The organism is Nocardiopsis oceani (assembly GCF_054777395.1).
Genome location: NZ_BAAHAR010000013.1, coordinates 1 through 20,859 on the forward strand (window position 1 = coordinate 1; position 20,859 = coordinate 20,859).

Consider the following 20,859-nt stretch of genomic DNA (forward strand, 5'->3'; position numbering starts at 1 on the left):
CTCGGACCCCACAGCTCGACCATGAAGGTCGCATCAAAGGTACGCACCAGGCGCGCACCACGCGCATCGAAGGCAGCCTGGTACTGCTCTTCCACCACAGCGGGGTTGTACTGGGCCAACAGCTCCCGACCCAGCCGGGCGATGTGGGAGGTCGACATCGCCGGCTCCTTAGCCTTAGCAGCCACGATCCCGGCCTCCATCATCCGCCGAAACTCCCCGGCGTCGGGGTGGCGGCCGGTGTTGCGCGCCCCCACCGCCCTCTCAGCGGCCCGGCACACCGCCACCGCCTCCCCGATCGACAACAACCCAGAGTCCAAGCCCTGGCGGGTGGCGGGAAGCTCCAGGGCGAACAGGCGCCTGGCCAGCTCGGCGCGCCCGTTGGCCTCACCGGGGACCATCCCCACCGAGTGGATCAGCCAGTTCTGCACCGAGCTCTGCCCACCCGCCTCCAACAACGTGCCGGCCGCCTCCAGTTGGGCCAGACGCAGCAGCATCGCGAGCTGGGCCTGCTCCATGTCGTCGCACACCTGCGAGATCACGTCCAGGACCTCACCGGCCGCACCGGCCGGGGGCACCTCGCCCATTTCCGAAGCGATGTTCTTCCGGGCAGCACTCATGGCGGTCGCGGCGGGGGTATTGCCCGCCGTGTTCCCGCACTGCCCGAAAGAAGAAGTCATGGTTCAAGGATATCAATAACACTCCGGAAATGACCTATCCTGGGAGTGATAAAACACTTACCCGGCCACTCTAGCCCGCCTTTCTGTTTCCCAAGGAGAAGCTTTCCAGGAAAGGAGCGAACACCCCCCTTGCGCATTCCCAGGCAAAGCGGACATATGCACGCCAGGGCGGGAATGATCTTGCCCCTGTCTCCACTCTCGATGGTCGAGGGTGGAGACAGGGGCAAGATCATTGGGGTTTTCGCCTCCAGCATTGACCGGCCGCGACACCCGACCCGTCACCGCTCCGGCGGAATGGCCCACCCGGCCGCAGGCCACGCTGTTCGGCGTTCGCAGCAGAGCATGACCAGCCGCGACACCGCCAGGCGTCAACGCTCCGGCGCAGGGGCAGGCATCGGCCGCCAGGCCGACAGAATCAGTTTTCGGGCGAAGCCCGAAATGGCTTTGACCTCAACCACCCGGCCCCTCTTTCCCATAGACGCCAACCCGCCGTCGCAGCGAAGCGTGTCAAGGTGGAGCGCCAATGACGCGCGAAGCGCTCGATGGCGACGACCTTGACGCGCGCAGCGGAGACGGCCACAATCGGGCGGCGGGAAAGGAGGGAACCCAAACCATAGAGACTACCCCGCAAAACCGTTTTAGTTCCTCGTTCTTAGTTTTGCGTTTTCAGTGCGGCCAGCTAGGCATGGATCCGAATAGCGGGTTCTGCTTGAATCGGGTGTTTCGTGCAAACAGGTGGGCTTCGCTTGCCAGCATGAAATCCGAGGCCACCGCGAAAAGCCATGGAGGCATGGGTTCACGGCACGAGCCCGGCCAGGATCTGGGAGTCGTCGTCCTCCATGGTGACCACGAGCGAGCCCGGGACCGCCAAGGCGCCGTCGGTACTCCGCGCCTCCGGTTGGAACACGGACTCCTCGTTCCATTGGGAGGTCTCGCCGAAGGGGGCGACCAACACCGCAACCTGGATCTCCTCCCCATGGCCGTAGGTCCTGGCGACGACCAGGGCGCCGTCGAGTAGCGCGATGCCGCGGCTGCCGACGGTGTCGTGCAGGAAGGCCTCCTCCACCACGGCCGTGTCGGTGATCTCTCCTGAGGCGTCGGCCCGGTGGAACGTGGTCTGGAGGTCGTCGGTGTCGACCGCGACAACGGTCCCGGTCTCGTCGGCGTGGGCGAGGCCGATGTGGTCCTCGCTCTCTTCCAGGCCCTCGGGGAGAGCCACGAGCTCGCTCCCGTTGTCGGGGTCGAGCACCACGGTCCGTTCTTCGGGGCCGCGTTCCACGATGATCGGAGGATCGGCGGTATCCGCCGGGGCCTCGGTGAGGCGGGGAGCCCTGGCCGGGGCCGGGACCGACCACTCCGTGCGCCAGAGTTCGCTCTCCTCCTCGGGGTCCACCGCCACGATCATGGCCTCCACACCGGCCCCTTCCCAGCCGAAGGGGTCCCCGGCCTCGACCGCCGGCTCGGTGAACTCCTCGTCGACGCAGCCGACGACTCCGACCAGGCGGTATCCGTAGCCGGCGGTGCGCGCAACCACGCAGTTCTCGGGCAGTGACAGCGCCTCGTCCACCTGCTCCCTGCCGTATTCGTCCACCCAGCTGGGCGGCGGTGGCAGCGCGTCGGAGGCCTCTTCGGCCAGCTCACCGGTCGCAGCGTCCAGTTCCGCTGTCTCGAAGTGCTCCTGGCTCTCGCCGCCGTCATCGTCGTCGGTCCCGACCCGGTACCTCACATGGACGCGGCCGCCCTCCCGCCACACGTCGTTGACACTGTCGTAGGGGCGCCGGTAGGACCAGACTTCGGTGCCGTCCGATCCGTCCAGGGCCACGACACCGTTGCGGAGCAGCACGAGCGGTCCGTGGGTGCCCGGGTGTACTTCGACGATCTCGGTGTCCATCGGCGGCCGCCAGGTCCATCCGAAGTCCGACACCTCAGCAGGGACCGGTTCGGGCTCGCCCGCCCGGTCTGCCTCCCGGTGCGGTACCAGGGGAACGAGGAACTGGGCGACCATGGCACCGGCCAGTGCCACTGCCAACGCACCCGCGCCGAGGAAGGGCATGGTCCGGCGGAACGGCCGGGGGTCGGCCCTGCCCCACCCGGCCAGCATGAGGAGGCAGCCGAGGGCGATCGCGCAGACCACCAGCCACAGCTGCACGGCGGTCGGCGAGGGATCGAACGACCAAGGACCGTCCGTGGTGGCCTCGAACGAGTCCCGCGGGAACGCGAACCAGGTCATGAGCAGCCCGGTCCCGATCGCCGGGCACATCCAGAACACGAACGGGACGGTGTTGCGCTCCGTGCCGCGGTCCCAGCCCACACCGAACACGAGGACGAGGAGGGCGATGAGGGCAGAGACGGCCCACCAGCCGCCGAGTTCCTCGAGCACTCTCCCGTCGTTGGCGGTGACCACCACCGCGGCCCAGAGAAGGGCACCGGCCAGCAGCCCGGCGCCCGACCACACGAACACGTTCCGCAGCCGTCCGTGCTGCCTCTCCCCCGTCACCGGGCTCTCCCCCAACCGTCGTGTGCGCTGCGCCGCCGCAGAACCTAGCAGGGGGTCGGTGGCCGGCTACGCACCGGGGCCAGGGATCTCTCGGGGCACTCAGGCCGGCGGGGTGTCCGCGGCCCTCGGTTGCCCGGCCCGCGCCCGCCAGCCGCGGCACAGGACATAGGCGGCGCCGACGACCACGACGAGGGCGCTGTCGGCGATCGCGGCCGCACCCGCGTCGGCCACCTGTCCCGGGCCGAACCAGCCCATGGCGAACCCGGTCGCGGTCACGGCCAGCAGGAGTTTGTTCAGGATGACGATCTCCCACACCCAGGCGTAGGCCAGCGGCCGCAGCGCCAGCAGGGCGAAGAGGGCGGCGAAGACCAGGAACCCGTACAGCCGCCAGGTCTCGGCCATGAGCCGATCGGGACCGGCCTCCATGACCTCCGGCAGTCCACTGGCCGCTGCGGCCAGGGCACTCGCGCTGGCCAGCCACATGAGGACGGACGCGGTCGTTATCCGCCAGCGGGCAGGAGTAGGCGGACCACCAGAGGAAAGCGAAGCTTCTGCACGATTCATACCGACTCCCAGAACCTCTAGTTGATCGGGAACAGACGGTATCCGGTCATCAGGGTGCGGCGGAGCGTTCGGTGAGCCAAGCGAAGAGGCTGGGGTCGGTGCCCATCTCGGGGTGCCACTGCACACCGAGCACGTTGAACACGTCCGTGTACTCCAGCGCCTCCACCGTCCCGTCGTCGGCCCAGGCGGTCGCGGACACGTTCCGGCCCAGGTCGGCGACGGACTGGTGGTGGTAGGTGGGCACGTCGAGCATGGTGCGGCCCAGTACCTGTGCGGTGCGGGAGTGTTCGGCGACGGTGACCGGGTGGGGGTCGAACACCCCCGTCCGCTGGCGGTGCTCGGTGTTGCCCACCACGTCGGGTACGTGCTGGTGCAGGGTGCCGCCCCGGCACACGTTGAGCAGCTGCATGCCCCGGCAGATCCCGAGGACCGGCAGGCCGCGGGCCAGTGCCCCGGAGAGCAGGTCCACTTCGGCGGTGTCGCGGCCCGCCTGCACCCCGGCGGTGTGTGCGCCGGTCGGTGCGCCGTAGCGGCCGGGGTCGATGTCGCCGCCCCCGGCCAGCAGCAGCCCGTCCAGGCGGTCCACCACCCCGGCGATCCCGGCCACGGGCGGCAGCAGGAGGGGGATCGCCCCCGCGGCGGCCACGGAGTCGACGTAGTGCTGTGGCAGCAGGGTGGCGGGCAGCTCCCAGGCCTCGCCCCAGCGGGCGTGTTCGGCGTAGGCGGTGATCCCGACGACGGGCGGCACGGGTCCCTCCCCTTCCAGCGGTGCGGGCTCGGTGGTGGCGGATGCGGTGTGGCCGTTCCCTAGAGCGGGGTGACGTAGGCGCCGGAGATCCCGCCGTCGACCAGGAAGTTGGACGCGGTGATGAACGAGGCGTCGTCGCTGGCCAGGAAGGCGACGGCAGCGGCGATCTCGGTCGCCTCGGCGAAGCGGCCCAGCGGGACGTGGACCAGGCGGCGGGAGGCGAGTTCGGGATCCTTGGCGAACAGCTCCTGCAGCAGGGGCGTGTTCACCGGACCCGGGGAGAGCGCGTTGACGCGGATCCCCTCCTTGGCGAACTGCACGCCCAGCTCGCGGCTGAGCGCGAGCACACCGCCCTTGCTGGCGGTGTAGGACACCTGGGAGGTGGCCGCTCCCATCGTGGCGACGAACGACGCCGTGTTGACGATCGCCCCCTTGCCCCGCTCGCGCATGTGGGGCAGGGCGTACTTGCAGCACAGGTAGACGGAGGTGAGGTTGACTTCCTGGACGCGCTTCCAGGCGTCGATCCCGGTGGTGAGGATGGAGTCGTCGTCGGGCGGTGAGATCCCGGCGTTGTTGAAGGCCACGTCCACGCTGTCGTACTCGTCGCGGACCTGGGAGAACAGGGCCTCCACCGCGGCCTCGTCGGTGACGTCGGCCCGGATGAAACCTCCACCGGTCTCCTCGGCCACGCGTTTGCCGCCCTCCTCGTCCAGGTCGACGGCGACGACGGTCGCGCCCTCTTCGGAGAGCCGGTGCGCGGTGGCGCGGCCGATGCCGCCCGCCGCGCCGGTGACGACGGCGACACGGTGCTCGAATCGGTTCATGGCGGTCTCCTGATCAGGTGTCGTCGGCGAGGAAGACGGTCTTGGTGTCGGTGAACGCGTCCAGGGCGTCGGGGCCCAGCTCGCGGCCGATGCCGGACTGGCCCATCCCGCCGAAGGGCGTCCAGTACCGCACCGCCGCGTGCGAGTTGACCGAGAGGTTCCCGGCCCGGACCGCGCGGGAAACCCGCAGGGCGCGGCCGATGTCGCGGGTCCACACCGACCCGGCCAGCCCGAACTCGGTGTCGTTGGCGATGCGTACCGCGTCCTCCTCGGTGTCGAAGGGCAGTACGGACAGGACGGGGCCGAAGATCTCCTCCCGGAAGGCGGGTTCGGCGGGGTCGCGGGTGGTGAGCACGGTGGGCGGGAACCAGTACCCGGGACCTTGGGGCGCGCTCCCTTGGAAGGCGGTCTCGGCGCCGTCGACGTAGGCGGCGACGCGGTCGCGCTGGGCGGCGCTGATCAGCGGGCCCACAGCGGTGTCCGGGTCTCCGGGGTCGCCGACCGCGACCCCTTCCACGGCCGGGCGGAGGAGTTCCAGGAAGCGTTCGTACACGTCGGCTTGGACGAGCAGGCGGGAGCGGGCGCAGCAGTCCTGTCCGGCGTTGTCGAAGGCGGCCATGGGCGCGGCGGCCGCGGCCCGCTCAAGGTCGGCGTCGGCGAAGACGATGTTGGGGCTCTTGCCGCCGAGTTCGAGGGTCACGCGGGTGAGGTCCTCGGCGGCGGCCGCCATGATCCCCTTGCCGACCCGGGTGGAGCCGGTGAAGACGGTCTTGGCGACGTCGGGGTGGCGCACCAGGCGGTCCCCGGTCACCGGTCCAGCGCCGGGGAGGATCTGCAGGACCCCGTCGGGCAGGCCCGCTTCCCGGGCGAGTTCGCCGATGCGCAGCGCGGTGAGCGGGGTGAGTTCGGCGGGTTTGACCACGACGGTGTTGCCCGCGGCCAAGGCGGGTGCCGTGCCCCAGGACAGGACCGGCATGGGGAAGTTCCAGGGGACGATGACGCCGACCACCCCGAGGGGTTCGGCGAAGGTGACGCTCCAGCCCCCGGGGACGGGGATCTGGCGTCCCGCGGCGCGCTCCGGCGCACCGGCGAAGTACGCGAACACGTCGGAGACGTTGCCCGCCTCCCAGCGCGCCTGCCCGATCGGGTGCCCGGCGTTGCGTACCTCCAGGCGGGCGAGTTCCTCGCCGTGGGCCGCGACGCGGTCGGCGACGGCGCGCAGGAGCCGGGCGCGTTCACCGGGCGGGGTGTCCCGCCAGGCGGGGAAGGCAGCAGCGGCGCGGGCGACGGCGGCGTCGGTCTCGGCCGCGGAGGCGAGCGGGACGGTGGCGATGACCTCCTCGGTGGCCGGGTCGACCACTTTCTGCTCGCGCTGTCCGGCCGGTGTGCTGTCGCTGGTGTTCACTGGGTTTCCCTCCCTGATGCCGCTGCCTCCACTGCTTCGTCTGCCTCCACTGCCCCGTCCCCGCCTCCCGGAGGAGGATCGGCTACAGCCGTTCGAAGCCCCGGAACAGCTCCCAGTCGGTGACGGCCGCGTCGAAGGCGGCCAGCTCGACCCGGGCGTGGTTGGCGTAGTGGGCGACGACCTCCTTGCCGAAGGCCTCGCGGGCGAGTGCGCTGCCCTCCCACAGGCCCAGGGCCTCGCGCAGGGTGGTGGGGACGCTGCGCAGGTCCGAGGCGTAGGCGTTGCCGGTGAGGGGTTCGCCGGGTTCGATGGCGTGCTCGACCCCGTGGAGCCCGGCCGCGATCATCGCGGCGCTGGCCAGGTAGGGGTTGACGTCGCCGCCGGGGACCCGGTTCTCCACCCGCAGGGACGGGCCGTGGCCGACCAGGCGCAGGGCGCAGGTGCGGTTGTCCACGCCCCAGGCGACGGCGGTGGGCGCGAAGCTGTCCGGGACGTAGCGCTTGTAGGAGTTGATGTTGGGCGCGAACATCAGGGTGAACTCGCGCAGTGCGGCGAGCTGGCCGCCGAGGAAGTGGCGTCCGGTCTCGGAGAGGCCGGCCTCCGAAGCGGCCTCCGCGTCGGCCAGGACCGGGGTTCCGTCCTCGTCGCGCAGGGACAGGTGGATGTGGCAGGAGCTGCCCTCGCGCTCGTTGGGCTTGGCCATGAAGGTGAGCGCCATACCCTCCTGCGCGGCGATCTCCTTGGCCCCGTTCTTGTAGACGCTGTGCTGGTCGCAGGTGCGCTGGACCTCGTCGAAGCGGAAGGTGATCTCGTGCTGGCCGAGGTTGCACTCGCCCTTGGCCGACTCCACGTAGAGTCCGGCGCCGGTCATCTCGTTGCGGACGCGGCGCAGGAGGGGTTCGACGCGGGCGCCGCCCAGGACCGAGTAGTCGACGTTGTACTGGTTGGCGGGGGTGAGGTCCCGGTAGGCCTTGCTCCAGGCCTGCTCGTAGGAGTCCCGGTAGACGATGAACTCGAGTTCGGTGCCCGAGTGGGCCTGCCAGCCGCGTTCGGCCAGGCGTCGGCGCTGGTGGTCCAGGACCTGGCGGGGCGAGGCCGCGACGGGGGTGCCGTCGTGCCAGGCGAGGTCGGCGGTGACCATGACGGCGCCCTCGGCCCAGGGGGTGCGCCGCAGGGTGCTCAGGTCGGGGACCATCACGAAGTCGCCGTATCCGGTCTCCCAGGACGACATGGCGTAGCCGTCGACGGTGTTCATGTCCACGTCGACGGCGAGCAGGTAGTTGCAGCCCTCGGTTCCGTGGTCCAGTGCGTCCTCCAGGAAGAAGCGGGCGGAGAGCCGCTTGCCTTGGAGACGTCCCTGCATGTCGGTGAAGGCGACCAGGACGGTGTCCACCTCGCCTGAGGCGGCCTCGATCCTGAGCTGGTCCAGCGACAGTGGGGGGAGACTGTCGTTCGTCCGCACCTGGGGCTCCTTGTCCGCGCCGCGGCGCATGGGAGTATGGTTCGAGTTCAGACCAATGGTGGAACATGCAATCAGGGGCGACCGGGCGTGTCAATGGGGTGGTATACCCGGAACACGGAAAATTTCCACCCATCACAGCAGCAATAAGGAACGAGCGTGGACCTTTCAACCGACGGGGTGTCCGGGGCGGCCACCGAGGCCGTGTTCCGCACGGTCCGGACCGTCAACCCGTTCGAGGAGACGGTGGAGCGGCTGCTGTCGGCGATCAGGCTGGGCGTGGTCGGACACGGGGAGCGCTTCCCCGCGGAGCGGGAGCTCGCCGCGCGGCTCGGAGTCAGCCGGATCATCCTGCGTGACGCGCTGCGCGCCCTCCAGGAGGCCGGGTACGTGGAGTCGAGGCGCGGCCGCTTCGGCGGCACCTTCGTCACGTACGTGCGCCCGAAACCGAGCCGGAGCGAGGCCCAGCGGGTGCTCCGCGACAGCGGCACGGACCCGGACGACCTGTTCACCCACCGGCGGGCCCTGGAGACCGGCGCCGCCGTGCTGCTCGCCGAGACCGGGCTCACCCCCGCCCAGGAGGAGCTGCTCGCCGAACGGCTGGCAGCGGTGGAGGGTGCCGAGGTAGAGGACTACCGGCGCCCGGACACGGTCCTGCACCTGACGCTCGCCGAACTCACCGGTTCGGCCTCCCTGACCCGCGCGCTCACCGAGGTGCGCATGCGCGTCAACGACCTGCTGGATGCCATGCCCATGCTGGTCAGGAACCTGGAGCACAGCAACACCCAGCACCTGGAGCTGGTCCGGGCGATCCGGGAGCACGACCCCGAGGGCGCGCGGCGCGCGGTGCGCGAACACCTGGAGGGCAGCGAGGCGCTGATCAGGGGGTTCCTGGCCTGAGTCGGCCGGCGCGGAAAGCGGATCCGACCTACAGCTCCACCGGCATGTCCCCTTCCCTCGGCTGCTGGTAGCATCAAATTCTAACAAACGTTTGGTGGGAAGGAAGTGCATGAGTATCTCCTCCACAAGGCATCCGAACGGGGTCGTCGAGATCGTGGTCGACGCCCCGCCGGTGAACGCGCTGACGGTACGCGGGTGGTACGACCTCGCCGACGAACTCACAGCCGCCGGCGGTGACCCCGCGACCCGCGCCGTCCTCCTCCGTGCGGAGGGCCGCGGCTTCAACGCCGGGGTCGACATCAAGGAAATGCAGCGCACCTCCGGCTTCGACGCCCTCGTCGGCGCCAACCGGGGCTGCTACGCGGCCTTCGGGGCCGTCTACGACTGCGAGGTCCCCGTGGTCGCCGCCGTCCAGGGCTTCTGCCTCGGCGGAGGTATCGGACTGGTCGGCAACGCGGACGTCGTGATCGCCGCGGACGACGCGCGTTTCGGCCTGCCCGAGGTGGACCGCGGCGCCCTCGGTGCCGCCACCCACCTGGCCCGGCTCGTCCCCCAGCACCTGATGCGCGCCATGGTCTACACCTGCCGCGAGGCGACCGCCGCCGAGCTGCACGCCTTCGGTTCGGTGCTGTCCGTGGTCCCGAGCGACGACCTCCGCGACGCGGCCCTGGAGGTCGCGGACCGCATCGCGGAGAAGGACCCCCACGTCATCCGGCGCACCAAGGAGTCCCTGAACGGCATCGACCCGGTCGACGTCAAGCGCAGCTACCGGTTCGAGCAGGGGTTCACCTTCGAACTCAACCTGACCGGCGCCGGGGACCGGCACCGCGACGCGTTCGCCGGATCGGAGACACGATGAGCGAGGCCACGATGGACAAGGTGAAGACACCCGACGAGATCGCCGGATCGCTGAGCGACGGCATGACGATCGGTATCGGCGGCTGGGGCTCGCGCCGCAAACCGATGGCGCTGGTCCGCGCGATCTGCCGCTCCTCCCTGCGCGACCTCACCGTGGTCTCCTACGGAGGCCCGGACGTGGGCCTGTTGTGCGCCTACGGCAAGGTGCGGCGCGTGGTCGCCCCCTTCGTCACCATGGACTCGGTGCCCTTGGAGCCCTTCTTCCGCTCCGCCCGCCAGAGCGGCGGGATCGAGTTCACCGAGTACGACGAGGGCATGTTCATGTTCGGCCTGCTCGCCGCAGCGCACCGGCTGCCGTTCCTGCCCACGCCCGTGGGCCGCGGTTCCGACGTACTCCGCGTCAACCCCGGGCTGCGCACCGTCCGCTCCCCCTACCCCGCCGCCGCACCGGACGGCGAGGAGCTGGTAGCGATGCCGGCGCTCCGCCTCGACGCGGCGCTCGTGCACATGAACCGGGCCGACCGGCGCGGGAACGGGCAGTACCTCGGCCCCGACCCCTACATGGACGACCTCTTCGTGAAGGCGGCGGAGAGCTCGTACGTGTCCTGCGAGCAACTGGTGGACTCCTTCACCGGGCCGGTCCAGTCCCTGCTGGTCAGCCGGTCGATGGTCACCGGGGTCGCGGAGACCCCCCACGGCGCGCACTTCACCACGTGCGAGCCCGACTACGGGCGGGACGAGGCCTTCCAGAAGCGCTACGCCGAGGCCACCCGCGACCCGGAGCTCTGGCAGGAGTTCCGTGCGCGCTACCTGGACGCCGACGAGCCCACCTACCAGCGGGAGGTCAACCGATGACGACGACGCGAGCCGAAGTGTGCGTGACCGCCTGCGCGGACGCCTGGCGCGGCGACGGAGAGACCCTCGCCGCCGCCATGGGTACCTGCTCGGTCCTCGGGGCCAGACTGGCCCGGCTCACCTTCGAACCGGACCTGCTCACCACGGACGGAGGGCCGCTCGTCAGCCGGGACACGCTGCCGCTGGGACGCACCGCGGACCCCGACAGCGGCGAGGCCGAGGGGTGGCTGCCCTTCCGGGACCACCTGTGGCTCGTCCTGCACGGCCGCCGCCACGTCATGATGGGCGCCTCGCAGCTGGACCGCCGCGGCCGCAGCAACATCTCCTGCGTCGGTGACTGGGAGAAGCCGAAATCCCAGCTGCTCGGCGCGCGCGGGGCACCCGGCAACACCCTCCGCAACCCCACCAGCTACTGGATCCCCAAGCACTCCCGGCGGGTCTTCGTCGACGAGGTCGACATGGTCAGCGGGGTCGGCACCGAGCACGCCCACGACCTGCGCCGGATCGTCACCAACCTGGCGGTGCTGGACTTCGGCGGCCCCGAGGGGACGGTACGGCTGGTCTCCACCCACCCCGGTGTCACCGAGGAGGAGGTCCGGGACAGCACCGGCTTCGACCTCGCCGCCCCCGCGGGCGGTGCCACGGTCACCCGGACACCCTCCGACGAGGAGCTGCGCGTCCTGCGCGACGTCCTCGACCCGGGCGGCCTGCGCGACCGGGAGGTCCCCGCATGACCTCGTCCGCGCTGAGCACACCCCTCACCGAACTGGTGGGGTGCCGGTACCCGATCGTGCAGACCGGCATGGGCTGGGTGGCGGGGCCCCGGCTGGTCTCGGCGACGGCCAACGCCGGAGGGCTGGGCATCCTGGCCTCGGCGACCATGACGGTGGAGCAGCTCACCGAGGCCGTCCGCGAGGTGCACGAGCGCACCGACCAGCCCTTCGGGGTGAACCTGCGCGCGGACGCCGGCGACGCGGAGGAGCGCGTCGACCTGATCATCCGGGAGAGGGTGCGGGTGGCGTCCTTCGCGCTCGCGCCCAGGCCGGAGCTCATCGGCAGGCTGAAGGACGCCGGGGTGGTGGTCATCCCGTCGGTCGGGGCCCGGCGCCACGCCGAGAAGGTCGCGTCGTGGGGCGCGGACGCCGTGCTCGTGCAGGGAGGTGAGGGCGGCGACCACACCGGCTCGGTCGCCACCACCCTGCTCCTCCCCCAGGTCGTGGACGCCGTCGACATCCCGGTGGTCGCGGCCGGCGGGTTCTTCGACGGCCGAGGGCTGGTGGCCGCGCTCGCCTACGGGGCGGCGGGGATGGCGATGGGGACCCGGTTCCTGCTCACCTCCGACAGCGCGGTCCCGGACGAGGTCAAGCAGGTCTACCTGGAGACCGGGGACACGGTGGTGACCCGGCAGGTGGACGGGTTGCCGCACCGGGTGCTGCGTACCGGGCTGGTGGACGGCCTGGAGCGCTCGGGCCGGGGTAGGCGGCTGCTGCGCGCGCTGGGCAGCGCAGCGGCGTTCCGGAAGGTGTCGGGGATGTCCTGGACTTCGATGCTCCGGGACGGTGTCGCGATGCGGCGTTCCGGTGGGCTCAGCTGGTCGCAGGTCCTGATGGCGGCCAACACACCGATGCTGTTGAAGTCCGCGCTGGTGGACGGGCGCACGGACGCGGGTGTGATGGCGTCGGGGCAGGTGGCCGGGGTCGTCGACGACCTGCCGAGCTGCGCCGAGCTGATCGACGGCATCGTGGCCGAGGCGGAGAAGACGCTCTGCTCCCTGGTCCGCGGCTGACCGGGGCCCTTGGGCCCGTCGGGCCGGGGAGGCGCCCTCCCCCGAAGGGGGCCTCCCTGCTCCGGGGCCGGCGGTCAGGGGATCAGAGGCGTTCGACGATGGTGACGTTGGCCTGGCCGCCGCCCTCGCACATGGTCTGCAGGCCGTAGCGGCCGCCGGTGCGCTCCAGCTCACCGAGCAGGCTGGTCATGAGCCGCGCACCGGTCGCTCCGAGGGGGTGGCCGAGCGCGATGGCACCGCCGTTGGGGTTCACCCGTGCCGGGTCGGCGCCGGTCTCCCGCAGCCAGGCGAGCACCACCGAAGCGAAGGCCTCGTTGATCTCGACCGCGTCGATGTCCTCGATCCGCATGCCGGTCTTCTTCAGCGCGTGGGCGGTGGCCGGGATGGGCGCGGACAGCATCCGGATCGGGTCCTCCCCGCGTGCCGAGATGTGGCGGATCCGGGCCCGCGGGGTGAGACCGTGCTCGGCCACGGCCTGCTCGGAGGCGATGAGCAGGGCGGCGGCGCCGTCGGAGATCTGGGACGACACGGCCGCGGTGAGCCGTCCGCCCTCGACGAGGGGCTTCAGTTCGGCCATCTTCTCCAGGGTGCTGCCGCGTCGCGGCCCCTCGTCGGTGGTGACGTCGCCGTAGGGCTCGATCTCCTTGGTGAAGTGACCGGCATCGATGGCGCGCAGGGCCCTCTGGTGCGACTCGTACCCGAAGCGCTCCATCTCCTCCCTGGACAGGTCCCAGTCACGGGCGATGAGCTCCGCGCCCCGGAACTGGCTGACCTCCTGGTCCCCGTAGCGGTCCAGCCAGCCCCGCGAGCCGTGGAAGGGGCCGTCGGTGAGGCCGAACTGCTCCGGGGCGATGCGGGTGGCAGCACCGATGGGGATCTGCGACATGTTCTGCACGCCGCCGGCGACGACCAGGTCGGAGGTGCCCGACATCACCGCCTGGGCCGCGAAGTGGACCGCCTGCTGGGAGGAACCGCACTGGCGGTCGACGGTGACACCGGGGACCTCTTCGGGCAGACCGGCCGCCAGCCAGCTGGTGCGGGCGATGTCCCCGGCCTGGGGGCCGAGCGCGTCGACGCAGCCGAAGACCACGTCGTCCACGGCTGCGGGGTCGGCCCCCGAGCGGGTCATGAGGGCGCGCAGGACGTGCGCGCCCAGGTCGGCGGGGTGGGCTTCGGCAAGCCCGCCGCCGCGCTTGCCGACGGGGGTGCGGACTGCGTCGACGATGTAGGCGTCGGTCACCGGTGTCTCCTTCGTTGGTCAGCGCCGTTGGATCCCCTCAAGGACCATGGCGAGGTACTGCCTGGCGATCTCTTCGGACGTCAAGCGCCCTTGGGGCTGGTACCAGCTCGCGGCGACCCATACGGTGTCGCGGATGAACCGGTAGATGACGGGAGGGTCGAGGTCGGCGCGGAAGACGCCCTCTTCGACCCCGCTCTCCAGCAGGCCCACCCACATCTGCCGGAAGCGCTTCTGGCTGTCCAACAGGTAGCTGAACCGGTCGTTGGTCCCGAGGTGCTTGGACTCGTTCTGGTAGATGACGACGGCCGGCCGGTGCCGTTCGATCGAGTCGAAGGACGCGGTCACCAGCGCCTCGAGTGTTTCCCGGACGCCCATCCCCCGGCCGAGGATGTCGTCGTAGGCCTCCCACAGTTCGGTCAGGAAGGTGGAGAGGATCTCGTCGACCATCGACTCCTTGGAGTCGAAGTGGTAGTAGAGGCTGCCTCCGAGCATTCCGGCCGCGTCGGCGACCTGCCGGACCGTCGTGGTGGAGTACCCGCGGTTGGCGAACACCTCCGCGGCGGTCTCGAGTAGTTCCGCGCGCCTGCGCGCCCGTGCCGCCGCTGTTCCTGCCTCGTCGCGTCGCCGTGGACTCATCTGTTCGGTGGTGTTGCGGCCCGGTACGCGGACCGGGCCGGAGCACACCACGCCCTCCCATCGCTCTTCCTCGTCGCGTCGCGAACCGTTCGCGCCCGCCCGCCGCGGCGGACGCTGCGGTGTCCACTGGACACCCGTGTCTCAGGCCCGCTGGCTGGATACCGAAACCGTCTCACCCGTCATGTACGAGGAGTAGTCACTGGCAAGGAAGACGATAACGTTCGCGACCTCCCACGGTTGCGCGTAGCGCCCGAAGGCCTCCTTGTCGGTCAGTTCGGTCAGCAGATCGGGCGAGGTGACCTTCTCCAGGTGCGGGTGCATGGCCAGGCTCGGCGCGACGGCGTTCACCCGCACGCCGGACTCGGCGGCTTCGACGGCGGCGCACCTGGTGAGGCCCATGACCCCGGCCTTGGCGGCCGCGTAGTGCGCCTGTCCCTCTTGGGCGCGCCAGCCGATGACCGAGGCGTTGTTCACGATCACCCCGGTGCCCTGGCCGGACATCAGGCGCAGGGCGTGCCTGGTGCAGCGCATGGTGCCGGTCAGCGTCACGTCGAGGACCCGGTGCCACTGCTCGTCGGTCATCTCCACGAGTCGGGCGGTGCCGCCCAGTCCGGCGTTGTTCACGACGGTGTCGACACGGCCGAACTTGACCAGCGCCGCGTCGAACATGGCCGTCACCTGGTCCTCCCGGGTCACGTCGCAGGGGACGGCCGCCACCGAGTCCGCTCCGAACTCGGCGCTGAGCGCGCTCTCCGTCTCCCGCAGGCGCCGCTCATGGGCGTCGCTGACCAGGACCTTGGCGCCCTCTTCCAGCATGCGCCGGGCCGTGGCGCCGCCGATCCCGGCCCCCGCGGCGGCGGTCACCACCGCAACGCGGTCGCGGAGCAGGCCGTGGCCGGGGACGTAGGTCGGGGCTGCGCTCATTGTGTGGACCTTTCCGTGGGGCCTGCGCCGTGCGGGGCCTGCCGTGTTCTGCTCTCCCATGTTACTCTACCAAACACTTGTTAGAAAGAACCACGTTCCGTGCCAGTGAGGCTGAGACCTAGGAGGCCCGCATGGAGGAAGTCGTTCGCTTCGAACGGCGGGGCGAGGACGGTTCCGTAGCCGTCATCACGATGAACCGCCCCGACTACCGCAACGCGCAGAACTCGGAGATGACCTACGCGCTGGACTCCGCCTTCTACCGGGCGGCCGAGGACAACGGGATCAAGACCGTCGTGCTCGCCGGGGCGGGCAAGCACTTCTCCGCCGGGCACGACATCGGCACCCCGGGGCGCGACACCCACGAGAGCTTCGACCGCAGGGCCGGGCTGTGGTGGGACCACACGGACAAGGACGGCGCGGAGAGCCGCTTCGCCCGGGAGTCCGAGGTGTACCTGGGCATGTGCCGCCGCTGGCGCGACTTGCCCAAACCCACCATCGCGATGGTGCAGGGGGCGTGCGTCGCGGGCGGCCTCATGCTGGCCTGGTCGTGCGACCTGATCGTCGCCTCCGACGACGCCTTCTTCAGCGACCCGGTGCTGCGCATGGGCATCCCCGGCGTGGAGTACTTCGCCCACCCGTGGATGATGCCGCCGCGCGTGGCCAAGGAGTTCCTGTTCACCGGCGACCGGATGCCGGCCCGGCGCGCACACGAGGTCGGCATGGTCAACCGGGTGGTGGGCCGGGACGAGCTCGACCAGCACACCGTGGACCTGGCCGAGCGGATCGCCGCGATGCCCCGCTTCGGGCTCGCGCTGACCAAGAAGGCCGTCAACCAGGCCGAGGACTTCCAGGGGATGCGCAGCGGCATGGACGCGGCCTTCGGACTGCACCACCTCGCCCACGCCCACAACGCCGAGACCGGGACGGACTCCCTCGGCGGCATGGACCCCCGGAGCATGAGGAAGGCGGCCTCCGATGGATCTTGACTACACCGACGCCGAACACCGGTTCCGCGCCGAGATGCGCACGTGGCTGCGGGCGAACGTCCCCCCGTCGCCGCTCCCCTCTCTGGAGACCGAGGCGGGCTTCGCCGAGCACCGGAAGTGGGAACGCGTCCTGGACGGTGCGCGGCTGGCCGCGGTGTCCTGGCCCGAGGAGTACAGGGGCCGGGGCGTCTCACCCCTGGAGTGGCTGATCTTCGAGGAGGAGTACTACGCCGCCGGCGGCCCGGCGCGGCTCAACCAGATCGGCATCAACCTGCTCGCCCCCACCCTCTTCGCGCACGGAACGGACGAACAGCTCCGGCGGATCCTGCCCTCCATGGCCTCGGGTGAGGTCATCTGGGCGCAGGCGTGGTCGGAGCCGAACGCGGGCAGCGACCTCGCCGCGATCCGCTCGACCGCCACCCGGACCGACGGCGGCTGGCTGCTCAGCGGCCAGAAGATCTGGAGTTCGCGGGCGCCCTTCGCGGACCGGGCCTTCGGGATCTTCCGCTCCTCCGGCCAGCGGCACCAGGGGCTGACCTACCTCATGTTCCCGCTGGACGCCCCCGGCCTGACGGTCCGGCCGATCGGGCGGCTGGACGGCAAGCCCGCCTTCGCTGAACTGTTCTTCGACGACGTGTTCGTCCCCGACCACGACGTCATCGGCGCGCCCGACGACGGATGGCGGGTCGCGATGAGCACCGCCGGGGACGAGCGCGGCCTGACCCTGCGCAGCCCGGGCCGGTTCGTCGCCGCGGCGTCCCGCCTGATCGACCTGTGGCGGGAGCGCGCGGACCCGGCCGACACCGCGCTGCGCGACCGGGTGACCGACTGTCCTGGCTGCGCCAGCGGATCGAGGCGGTGATCTGGACGCTGAAGAACCAGCTCGGGTTGGAGCGGCACGCGGCCCGCAGCACCGAAGGGCTGTGGGCGCGTACCTGTCAGAGGATCTGCGCGCTCAACGCAGCGATCTGGCACAACTGGTTGATCGGTGCCCCGGTGAAGCGATCGTTGATCGCCTACGACCACTGACCAGGAAACCAAACTCCCATCAACGATCTAGGGGCATTAGGGCGGGGACTCCGGCGAAGTCGTAGCTGCGTGCCCGGTAGTGGGGCGTTCGGGGTGGCCGGAGAAGTAGTGGCGCTGGAAGGGGCGGATGAAGCTGGCCAGCGGGACCGTGGCCTGGCCCTGCACCGGGACGGCGGCGGGCGCGGGGGCGGTTTCGGGCATGACGAACACACTCCTTGGCATGGCTGGACACATGAGTCGGGGGGGTGCTGCTGAAGGTGCCCGTTGGAGGAGTCTCACGGTTGCCGTGATGCGCGGAACGGGCAAGGCATAGCCTGACCAAGATGAACCCTGGGTGATTCACCGGTCACTGCTACATCCCCATCTTGGTTTCTTGGAATCCCATAAGTCAAGTTAATCTTAAGAATCCCTGGAACTTGCTAGGCTCGCCCCATGAAACATAGTTTCAGCCCCACCATTCGCCGACGGCGCTTGGCCCGCATACTCCGTGACTTTCGCGAAGAATCCGGACATACGTTAGATGCAGCATCAAAAAAGTCAGGTGTCCCCCGGAGTACCATCGGACGACTCGAAGGCCATGAGGGCAAACGCATTCAGTCGACGCACCTGGACGCGCTGGCCCAGACTTACGGCATGGACGAGGACTCCTGGAAGAGCCTTCACCAGCTGGCCAAAGATGCGAGCGAGCGAGGCTGGTGGTCCAAGTACAAGGACGTGTTTAGCGCCAGCGGTCTGCCATCCTTCGAGGTTGAGGCCTCATGCATTCGGACATACCAAACACAGGTAATCCCTGGCCTGCTTCAAACCACCGCCTACACAAGGGCTGTCTTCACAGGCACCAGCATGGTTCGGGAGGAACAGATCCAGCGCCATGTCGACGGCCGTATGAAACGCCAGGAGATTCTCGACCGTCTCTACCCACCCGAGTACGTAGCGCTCATCGACGAAGCCGCTCTACTTCGATTCGCGGGAGGGCCGGAAGTCATGAGTGAGCAGCTTGTCCATCTCACGGACATGGCTGAGCGCCCAAGAGTATCCCTCCACATCTTGCCCTTCTCTTCAGGGATGCATTCAGCGAACCTTGGGAGCTTCCAGATCCTGGAGTTCCCGGAGCAGACAGACCCCACCATTGCTTACATGGAGACGCCAACCTGTAAAATCTTCTCAGAGGGGGACGAAGAGATTCGTCGCTATGAGACCTTGTGGCGCGAGGCCCACAATGCTGCACTCACCGCAGCTCAGAGCGTGAACTTCATCAGGGACATGATCACATCGCTGAAGGGCAACGCATGAACATTCTCAGATTCAAGAAGAGCAGATACAGCGGTACCGGTGAAGACTGCGTGGAGGTAGCCGAGCTCCCCTGTGGCGCGGCCGTCCGTGACTCCAAGCGTCCCACCGCCGGGCATCTCCCCTTCCCAGCCTCCGAGTGGACCGGCTTCCTCAGATCCACGCTCTCCCACTGACCCGAGACGCAACGAAGCCCGGCCAAGACCGCACACCTTGGCCGGGGCCATACAAGGTGGGAGGGTTCGGCTCGGTCAACCACCGATCCGGCCCCCACCAACCCGTCCAGCCAACTTAGGAAACCGCTGCCCGGCACGGAAGCCGTAGACCCACAGCTTCTCGGCCGCCGCCTCACCAGACTCCATGGCCGGTTTGCGGTCGAAGAACAGGACGTTCGCCTTCGCCCCGCCCGCGTAGACAATGCCCGTGGGTAGGCGCACAATCGTGTGCAGGTCGACTGCTGGCGCTGGTCAACGACGAAGACTCAGCAAGCGGGACACAACGCTCTGCCTTGACTACATCTACGGCGCCGGAGCCTCGATTGGACCGGTACCCGAACAGTCCCACAGCGAAGAGCCGCCGGATTGCGCGGCCGGAGCACAGGAGCCCTCCGATGACGAAGTACCTGATCTCGTTCCCCGGTGAGGCCATGGTGATCCCCGAGGAGGACTTCGAGGCGGTGGTCGAAGACTCGCATGCCGTCATCGAGGAGGCCAAGGCTGCGGGCGTGTACGTCTTCGGGGGCGGGATCGATGAGGACGTAGCCCCGGTGCTGGTGGCCGGTGACGGCAGCGTCACCGAGGGCACGCACCCGGGCCACACGGTGCCCAACGGCGGCTACACCGTTCTCGAGCTGCCCTCGCGGGAGGCGGCGCTCGAGTGGGCCGCGAAGTTCGCCGCCGCGTGCCGCTGCTCGCAGGAGGTCCGGCAGTTCGGATACGACCCCGCCAGCTGACGAGGGCGACCCCACCCCTGCTCACGTCAGATACCCGGCGCTGGGCGCGCGGCGGCGGGCACTCGGACCATCGAGGCGCCTCGGGCCGCGCCCCACCGTCCGGACACCGCGGTTGGACCTTCCGTTGGCCCTGCCCGCAACGGATGCCGACTTTCGTCGGGGTGCGGGTTGGTTCGCGAGGCCGATGTTTCCCGGGCTCCGGCTCCCTAGTTTTGGTGTCACACCGAGCAACGGTGCGACACCAGAGCGAAAGGATTGGGTATGTTCGACAGCCGCAAGAGCCTGACCAGGCATCTGCGTGGCCGCGGAACGGTGCTCGTCGGGTTGGTCGGGGCCGGGGCACTCATGGGGGCCACCGCCCTCGCGACTCCGGCCGGCGCGGTCATCGGTGGAAGCGACGCCAGCGAAGAGTACGGGTTCGTGGCGGCCCTGTACGACGACAACGGCGTGCATCTGTGCGGGGGCGCCCTGGTGGACGAGGAGTGGGTCCTCACCGCGGCGCACTGCACCGAACCGGAACAGCTCACCGTGCGTGTGGGCAGCACCGACCAGACCGAAGGCGGCAGCGAACGCGAGGTCAGCGAGGTCGTCGAACACCCCGACTTCGAGGCGATCGACGTGAGCGACGACCCCGACTACGAGTTCTCGCAGTACCTCCTGTACGACGACCTGGCGCTGCTGAAGCTGGACTCCCCGGTCGAGCAGACCCCCATCGGCATCGCCGACGACTCCGCCTCCCCCGGGACCGAGGTGCGCACCATGGGCTGGGGGATGCTCGACGAGTTCGGCGAGGAAGGCAAGCCGGACGTCCTGCAGGAGCTGGACACCGAAATCGTCGACCTGGACCGGTGCGCTGAGGTGGACGCCGACAGCGACCTGTGCTCCGAACACCCCACCGAGGAGGCCCAGGCCTGCACGGGCGACTCCGGCGGCCCCGCGGTGCGCGGCGAGGAAGGCGACTGGGAGCTGATCGGCGTGAACAGCCGCGACGGCGACTTCGACGAGAGCCCGCTCTGTGTCGGACCGATGGTCTTCACCGACCCCGTCGCGCACGCCGACTGGATCGACTCCACGATCGCGGACGGTGCCGCACCGCAGGCCTCCCGCGGTTGACCGACGAACGGCACGAGAGCCCCGGGTGGGCGGTGGAGCTCAGCGTTCTTCCGGTGAGGCGCCCGGTTGGGGATCCCCAGCCGGGCGCCTCGCGTGTGCGGGGCTTCGGGCCCACG

Annotated in this window: 20 protein-coding genes and 3 pseudogenes; 12 read left to right on the forward strand and 11 right to left on the reverse strand. The window is 69.8% G+C overall.

What is annotated here, in order from left to right:
* From ACYVDG_RS09280 to ACYVDG_RS09310, 7 genes and pseudogenes are all read right to left on the reverse strand, one after another.
* Positions 1-677 (reverse strand): annotated as a pseudogene (locus ACYVDG_RS09280) (HNH endonuclease signature motif containing protein); the annotation flags it as partial.
* Positions 678-1,473: 796 nt separating this feature from the next.
* Complete coding sequence (locus ACYVDG_RS09285; RefSeq protein WP_460748306.1) at positions 1,474-3,174, reverse strand: hypothetical protein; 1,701 nt, start codon at positions 3,172-3,174, stop codon at positions 1,474-1,476.
* 99 nt (positions 3,175-3,273) lie between these two features.
* Entirely contained in the window at positions 3,274-3,738 is a 465-nt protein-coding gene (locus tag ACYVDG_RS09290; protein ID WP_460748308.1) for a hypothetical protein, read from the reverse strand.
* 49 nt (positions 3,739-3,787) lie between these two features.
* On the reverse strand, positions 3,788-4,486 hold the full coding sequence (locus tag ACYVDG_RS09295; RefSeq protein WP_460748310.1) for a gamma-glutamyl-gamma-aminobutyrate hydrolase family protein: 699 nt from the start codon (positions 4,484-4,486) through the stop codon (positions 3,788-3,790).
* 59 nt (positions 4,487-4,545) lie between these two features.
* Entirely contained in the window at positions 4,546-5,310 is a 765-nt protein-coding gene (locus tag ACYVDG_RS09300; RefSeq protein WP_460748312.1) for a 3-oxoacyl-ACP reductase, read from the reverse strand.
* A gap of 13 nt (positions 5,311-5,323) precedes the next feature.
* Complete coding sequence (locus ACYVDG_RS09305) at positions 5,324-6,715, reverse strand: aldehyde dehydrogenase family protein (RefSeq protein ID WP_460748315.1); 1,392 nt, start codon at positions 6,713-6,715, stop codon at positions 5,324-5,326.
* Between the two features lie 82 nt (positions 6,716-6,797).
* A complete protein-coding gene (locus tag ACYVDG_RS09310) occupies positions 6,798-8,177 on the reverse strand; it encodes a glutamine synthetase family protein (protein ID WP_460748317.1) in 1,380 nt (459 codons plus the stop codon).
* A gap of 156 nt (positions 8,178-8,333) precedes the next feature.
* Here ACYVDG_RS09310 and ACYVDG_RS09315 point away from each other — a divergent pair, with 156 nt between their 5' ends.
* From ACYVDG_RS09315 to ACYVDG_RS09335, 5 genes are all read left to right on the forward strand, one after another.
* Positions 8,334-9,074, forward strand: coding sequence for a FadR/GntR family transcriptional regulator (locus ACYVDG_RS09315; RefSeq protein WP_460748319.1), 741 nt, complete (start codon positions 8,334-8,336; stop codon positions 9,072-9,074).
* A gap of 109 nt (positions 9,075-9,183) precedes the next feature.
* Positions 9,184-9,933: an enoyl-CoA hydratase family protein gene (locus ACYVDG_RS09320; protein ID WP_460748321.1), complete on the forward strand. Its 750-nt coding sequence runs from the start codon at positions 9,184-9,186 to the stop codon at positions 9,931-9,933.
* Positions 9,930-10,787 (forward strand): CoA transferase subunit A, encoded by an 858-nt coding sequence (locus ACYVDG_RS09325; RefSeq protein ID WP_460748325.1) that lies wholly within the window; start codon positions 9,930-9,932, stop codon positions 10,785-10,787. The genes ACYVDG_RS09320 and ACYVDG_RS09325 overlap by 4 nt, the downstream gene beginning before the upstream one ends.
* Positions 10,784-11,521, forward strand: coding sequence for a CoA-transferase subunit beta (locus ACYVDG_RS09330; protein ID WP_460748329.1), 738 nt, complete (start codon positions 10,784-10,786; stop codon positions 11,519-11,521). The genes ACYVDG_RS09325 and ACYVDG_RS09330 overlap by 4 nt, the downstream gene beginning before the upstream one ends.
* A complete protein-coding gene (locus tag ACYVDG_RS09335; RefSeq protein WP_460748332.1) occupies positions 11,518-12,573 on the forward strand; it encodes an NAD(P)H-dependent flavin oxidoreductase in 1,056 nt (351 codons plus the stop codon). Before ACYVDG_RS09330 ends, ACYVDG_RS09335 begins: the two co-directional genes overlap by 4 nt.
* 82 nt (positions 12,574-12,655) lie before the next feature.
* Here ACYVDG_RS09335 and ACYVDG_RS09340 read toward each other — a convergent pair whose 3' ends face one another.
* The 3 genes from ACYVDG_RS09340 to ACYVDG_RS09350 form a co-directional block, all read right to left on the reverse strand.
* A complete protein-coding gene (locus tag ACYVDG_RS09340; protein ID WP_460748335.1) occupies positions 12,656-13,813 on the reverse strand; it encodes an acetyl-CoA C-acetyltransferase in 1,158 nt (385 codons plus the stop codon).
* A gap of 18 nt (positions 13,814-13,831) precedes the next feature.
* Positions 13,832-14,449, reverse strand: a complete 618-nt coding sequence (locus ACYVDG_RS09345; RefSeq protein WP_460748337.1) for a TetR/AcrR family transcriptional regulator — start codon at positions 14,447-14,449, stop codon at positions 13,832-13,834.
* A gap of 141 nt (positions 14,450-14,590) precedes the next feature.
* Positions 14,591-15,373, reverse strand: coding sequence for an SDR family oxidoreductase (locus ACYVDG_RS09350; RefSeq protein WP_460748340.1), 783 nt, complete (start codon positions 15,371-15,373; stop codon positions 14,591-14,593).
* A gap of 131 nt (positions 15,374-15,504) precedes the next feature.
* Between ACYVDG_RS09350 and ACYVDG_RS09355 the strand changes: the two genes are divergently transcribed.
* The 3 genes and pseudogenes from ACYVDG_RS09355 to ACYVDG_RS09365 form a co-directional block, all read left to right on the forward strand.
* A complete protein-coding gene (locus tag ACYVDG_RS09355; protein ID WP_460748344.1) occupies positions 15,505-16,359 on the forward strand; it encodes an enoyl-CoA hydratase in 855 nt (284 codons plus the stop codon).
* A complete protein-coding gene (locus ACYVDG_RS09360) occupies positions 16,349-17,221 on the forward strand; it encodes an acyl-CoA dehydrogenase family protein (RefSeq protein WP_460748346.1) in 873 nt (290 codons plus the stop codon). Before ACYVDG_RS09355 ends, ACYVDG_RS09360 begins: the two co-directional genes overlap by 11 nt.
* A pseudogene (locus ACYVDG_RS09365) lies at positions 17,188-17,388 on the forward strand (IS982 family transposase); the annotation flags it as partial. The gene ACYVDG_RS09360 and the pseudogene ACYVDG_RS09365, both read left to right, overlap by 34 nt.
* A 22-nt stretch (positions 17,389-17,410) precedes the next feature.
* On the opposite strand, the pseudogene ACYVDG_RS09370 reads toward ACYVDG_RS09365, so the two are convergent.
* A pseudogene (locus ACYVDG_RS09370) lies at positions 17,411-17,589 on the reverse strand (ATP-binding protein); the annotation flags it as partial.
* A 231-nt stretch (positions 17,590-17,820) separates the two neighbouring features.
* Between ACYVDG_RS09370 and ACYVDG_RS09375 the strand changes: the two are divergent.
* From ACYVDG_RS09375 to ACYVDG_RS09390, 4 genes are all read left to right on the forward strand, one after another.
* A complete protein-coding gene (locus tag ACYVDG_RS09375) occupies positions 17,821-18,681 on the forward strand; it encodes a helix-turn-helix domain-containing protein (RefSeq protein WP_460748348.1) in 861 nt (286 codons plus the stop codon).
* On the forward strand, positions 18,660-18,854 hold the full coding sequence (locus ACYVDG_RS09380; RefSeq protein ID WP_460748638.1) for a DUF397 domain-containing protein: 195 nt from the start codon (positions 18,660-18,662) through the stop codon (positions 18,852-18,854). Before ACYVDG_RS09375 ends, ACYVDG_RS09380 begins: the two co-directional genes overlap by 22 nt.
* Positions 18,855-19,288: 434 nt before the next feature.
* Positions 19,289-19,630 carry a YciI family protein gene (locus ACYVDG_RS09385; protein WP_460748351.1) on the forward strand — a complete coding sequence of 114 codons (342 nt, stop codon included), beginning with the start codon at positions 19,289-19,291 and terminating at the stop codon, positions 19,628-19,630.
* Positions 19,631-19,891: 261 nt separating this feature from the next.
* Positions 19,892-20,743 carry a S1 family peptidase gene (locus ACYVDG_RS09390; protein ID WP_460748354.1) on the forward strand — a complete coding sequence of 284 codons (852 nt, stop codon included), beginning with the start codon at positions 19,892-19,894 and terminating at the stop codon, positions 20,741-20,743.
* Positions 20,744-20,859: the final 116 nt, after the last annotated feature.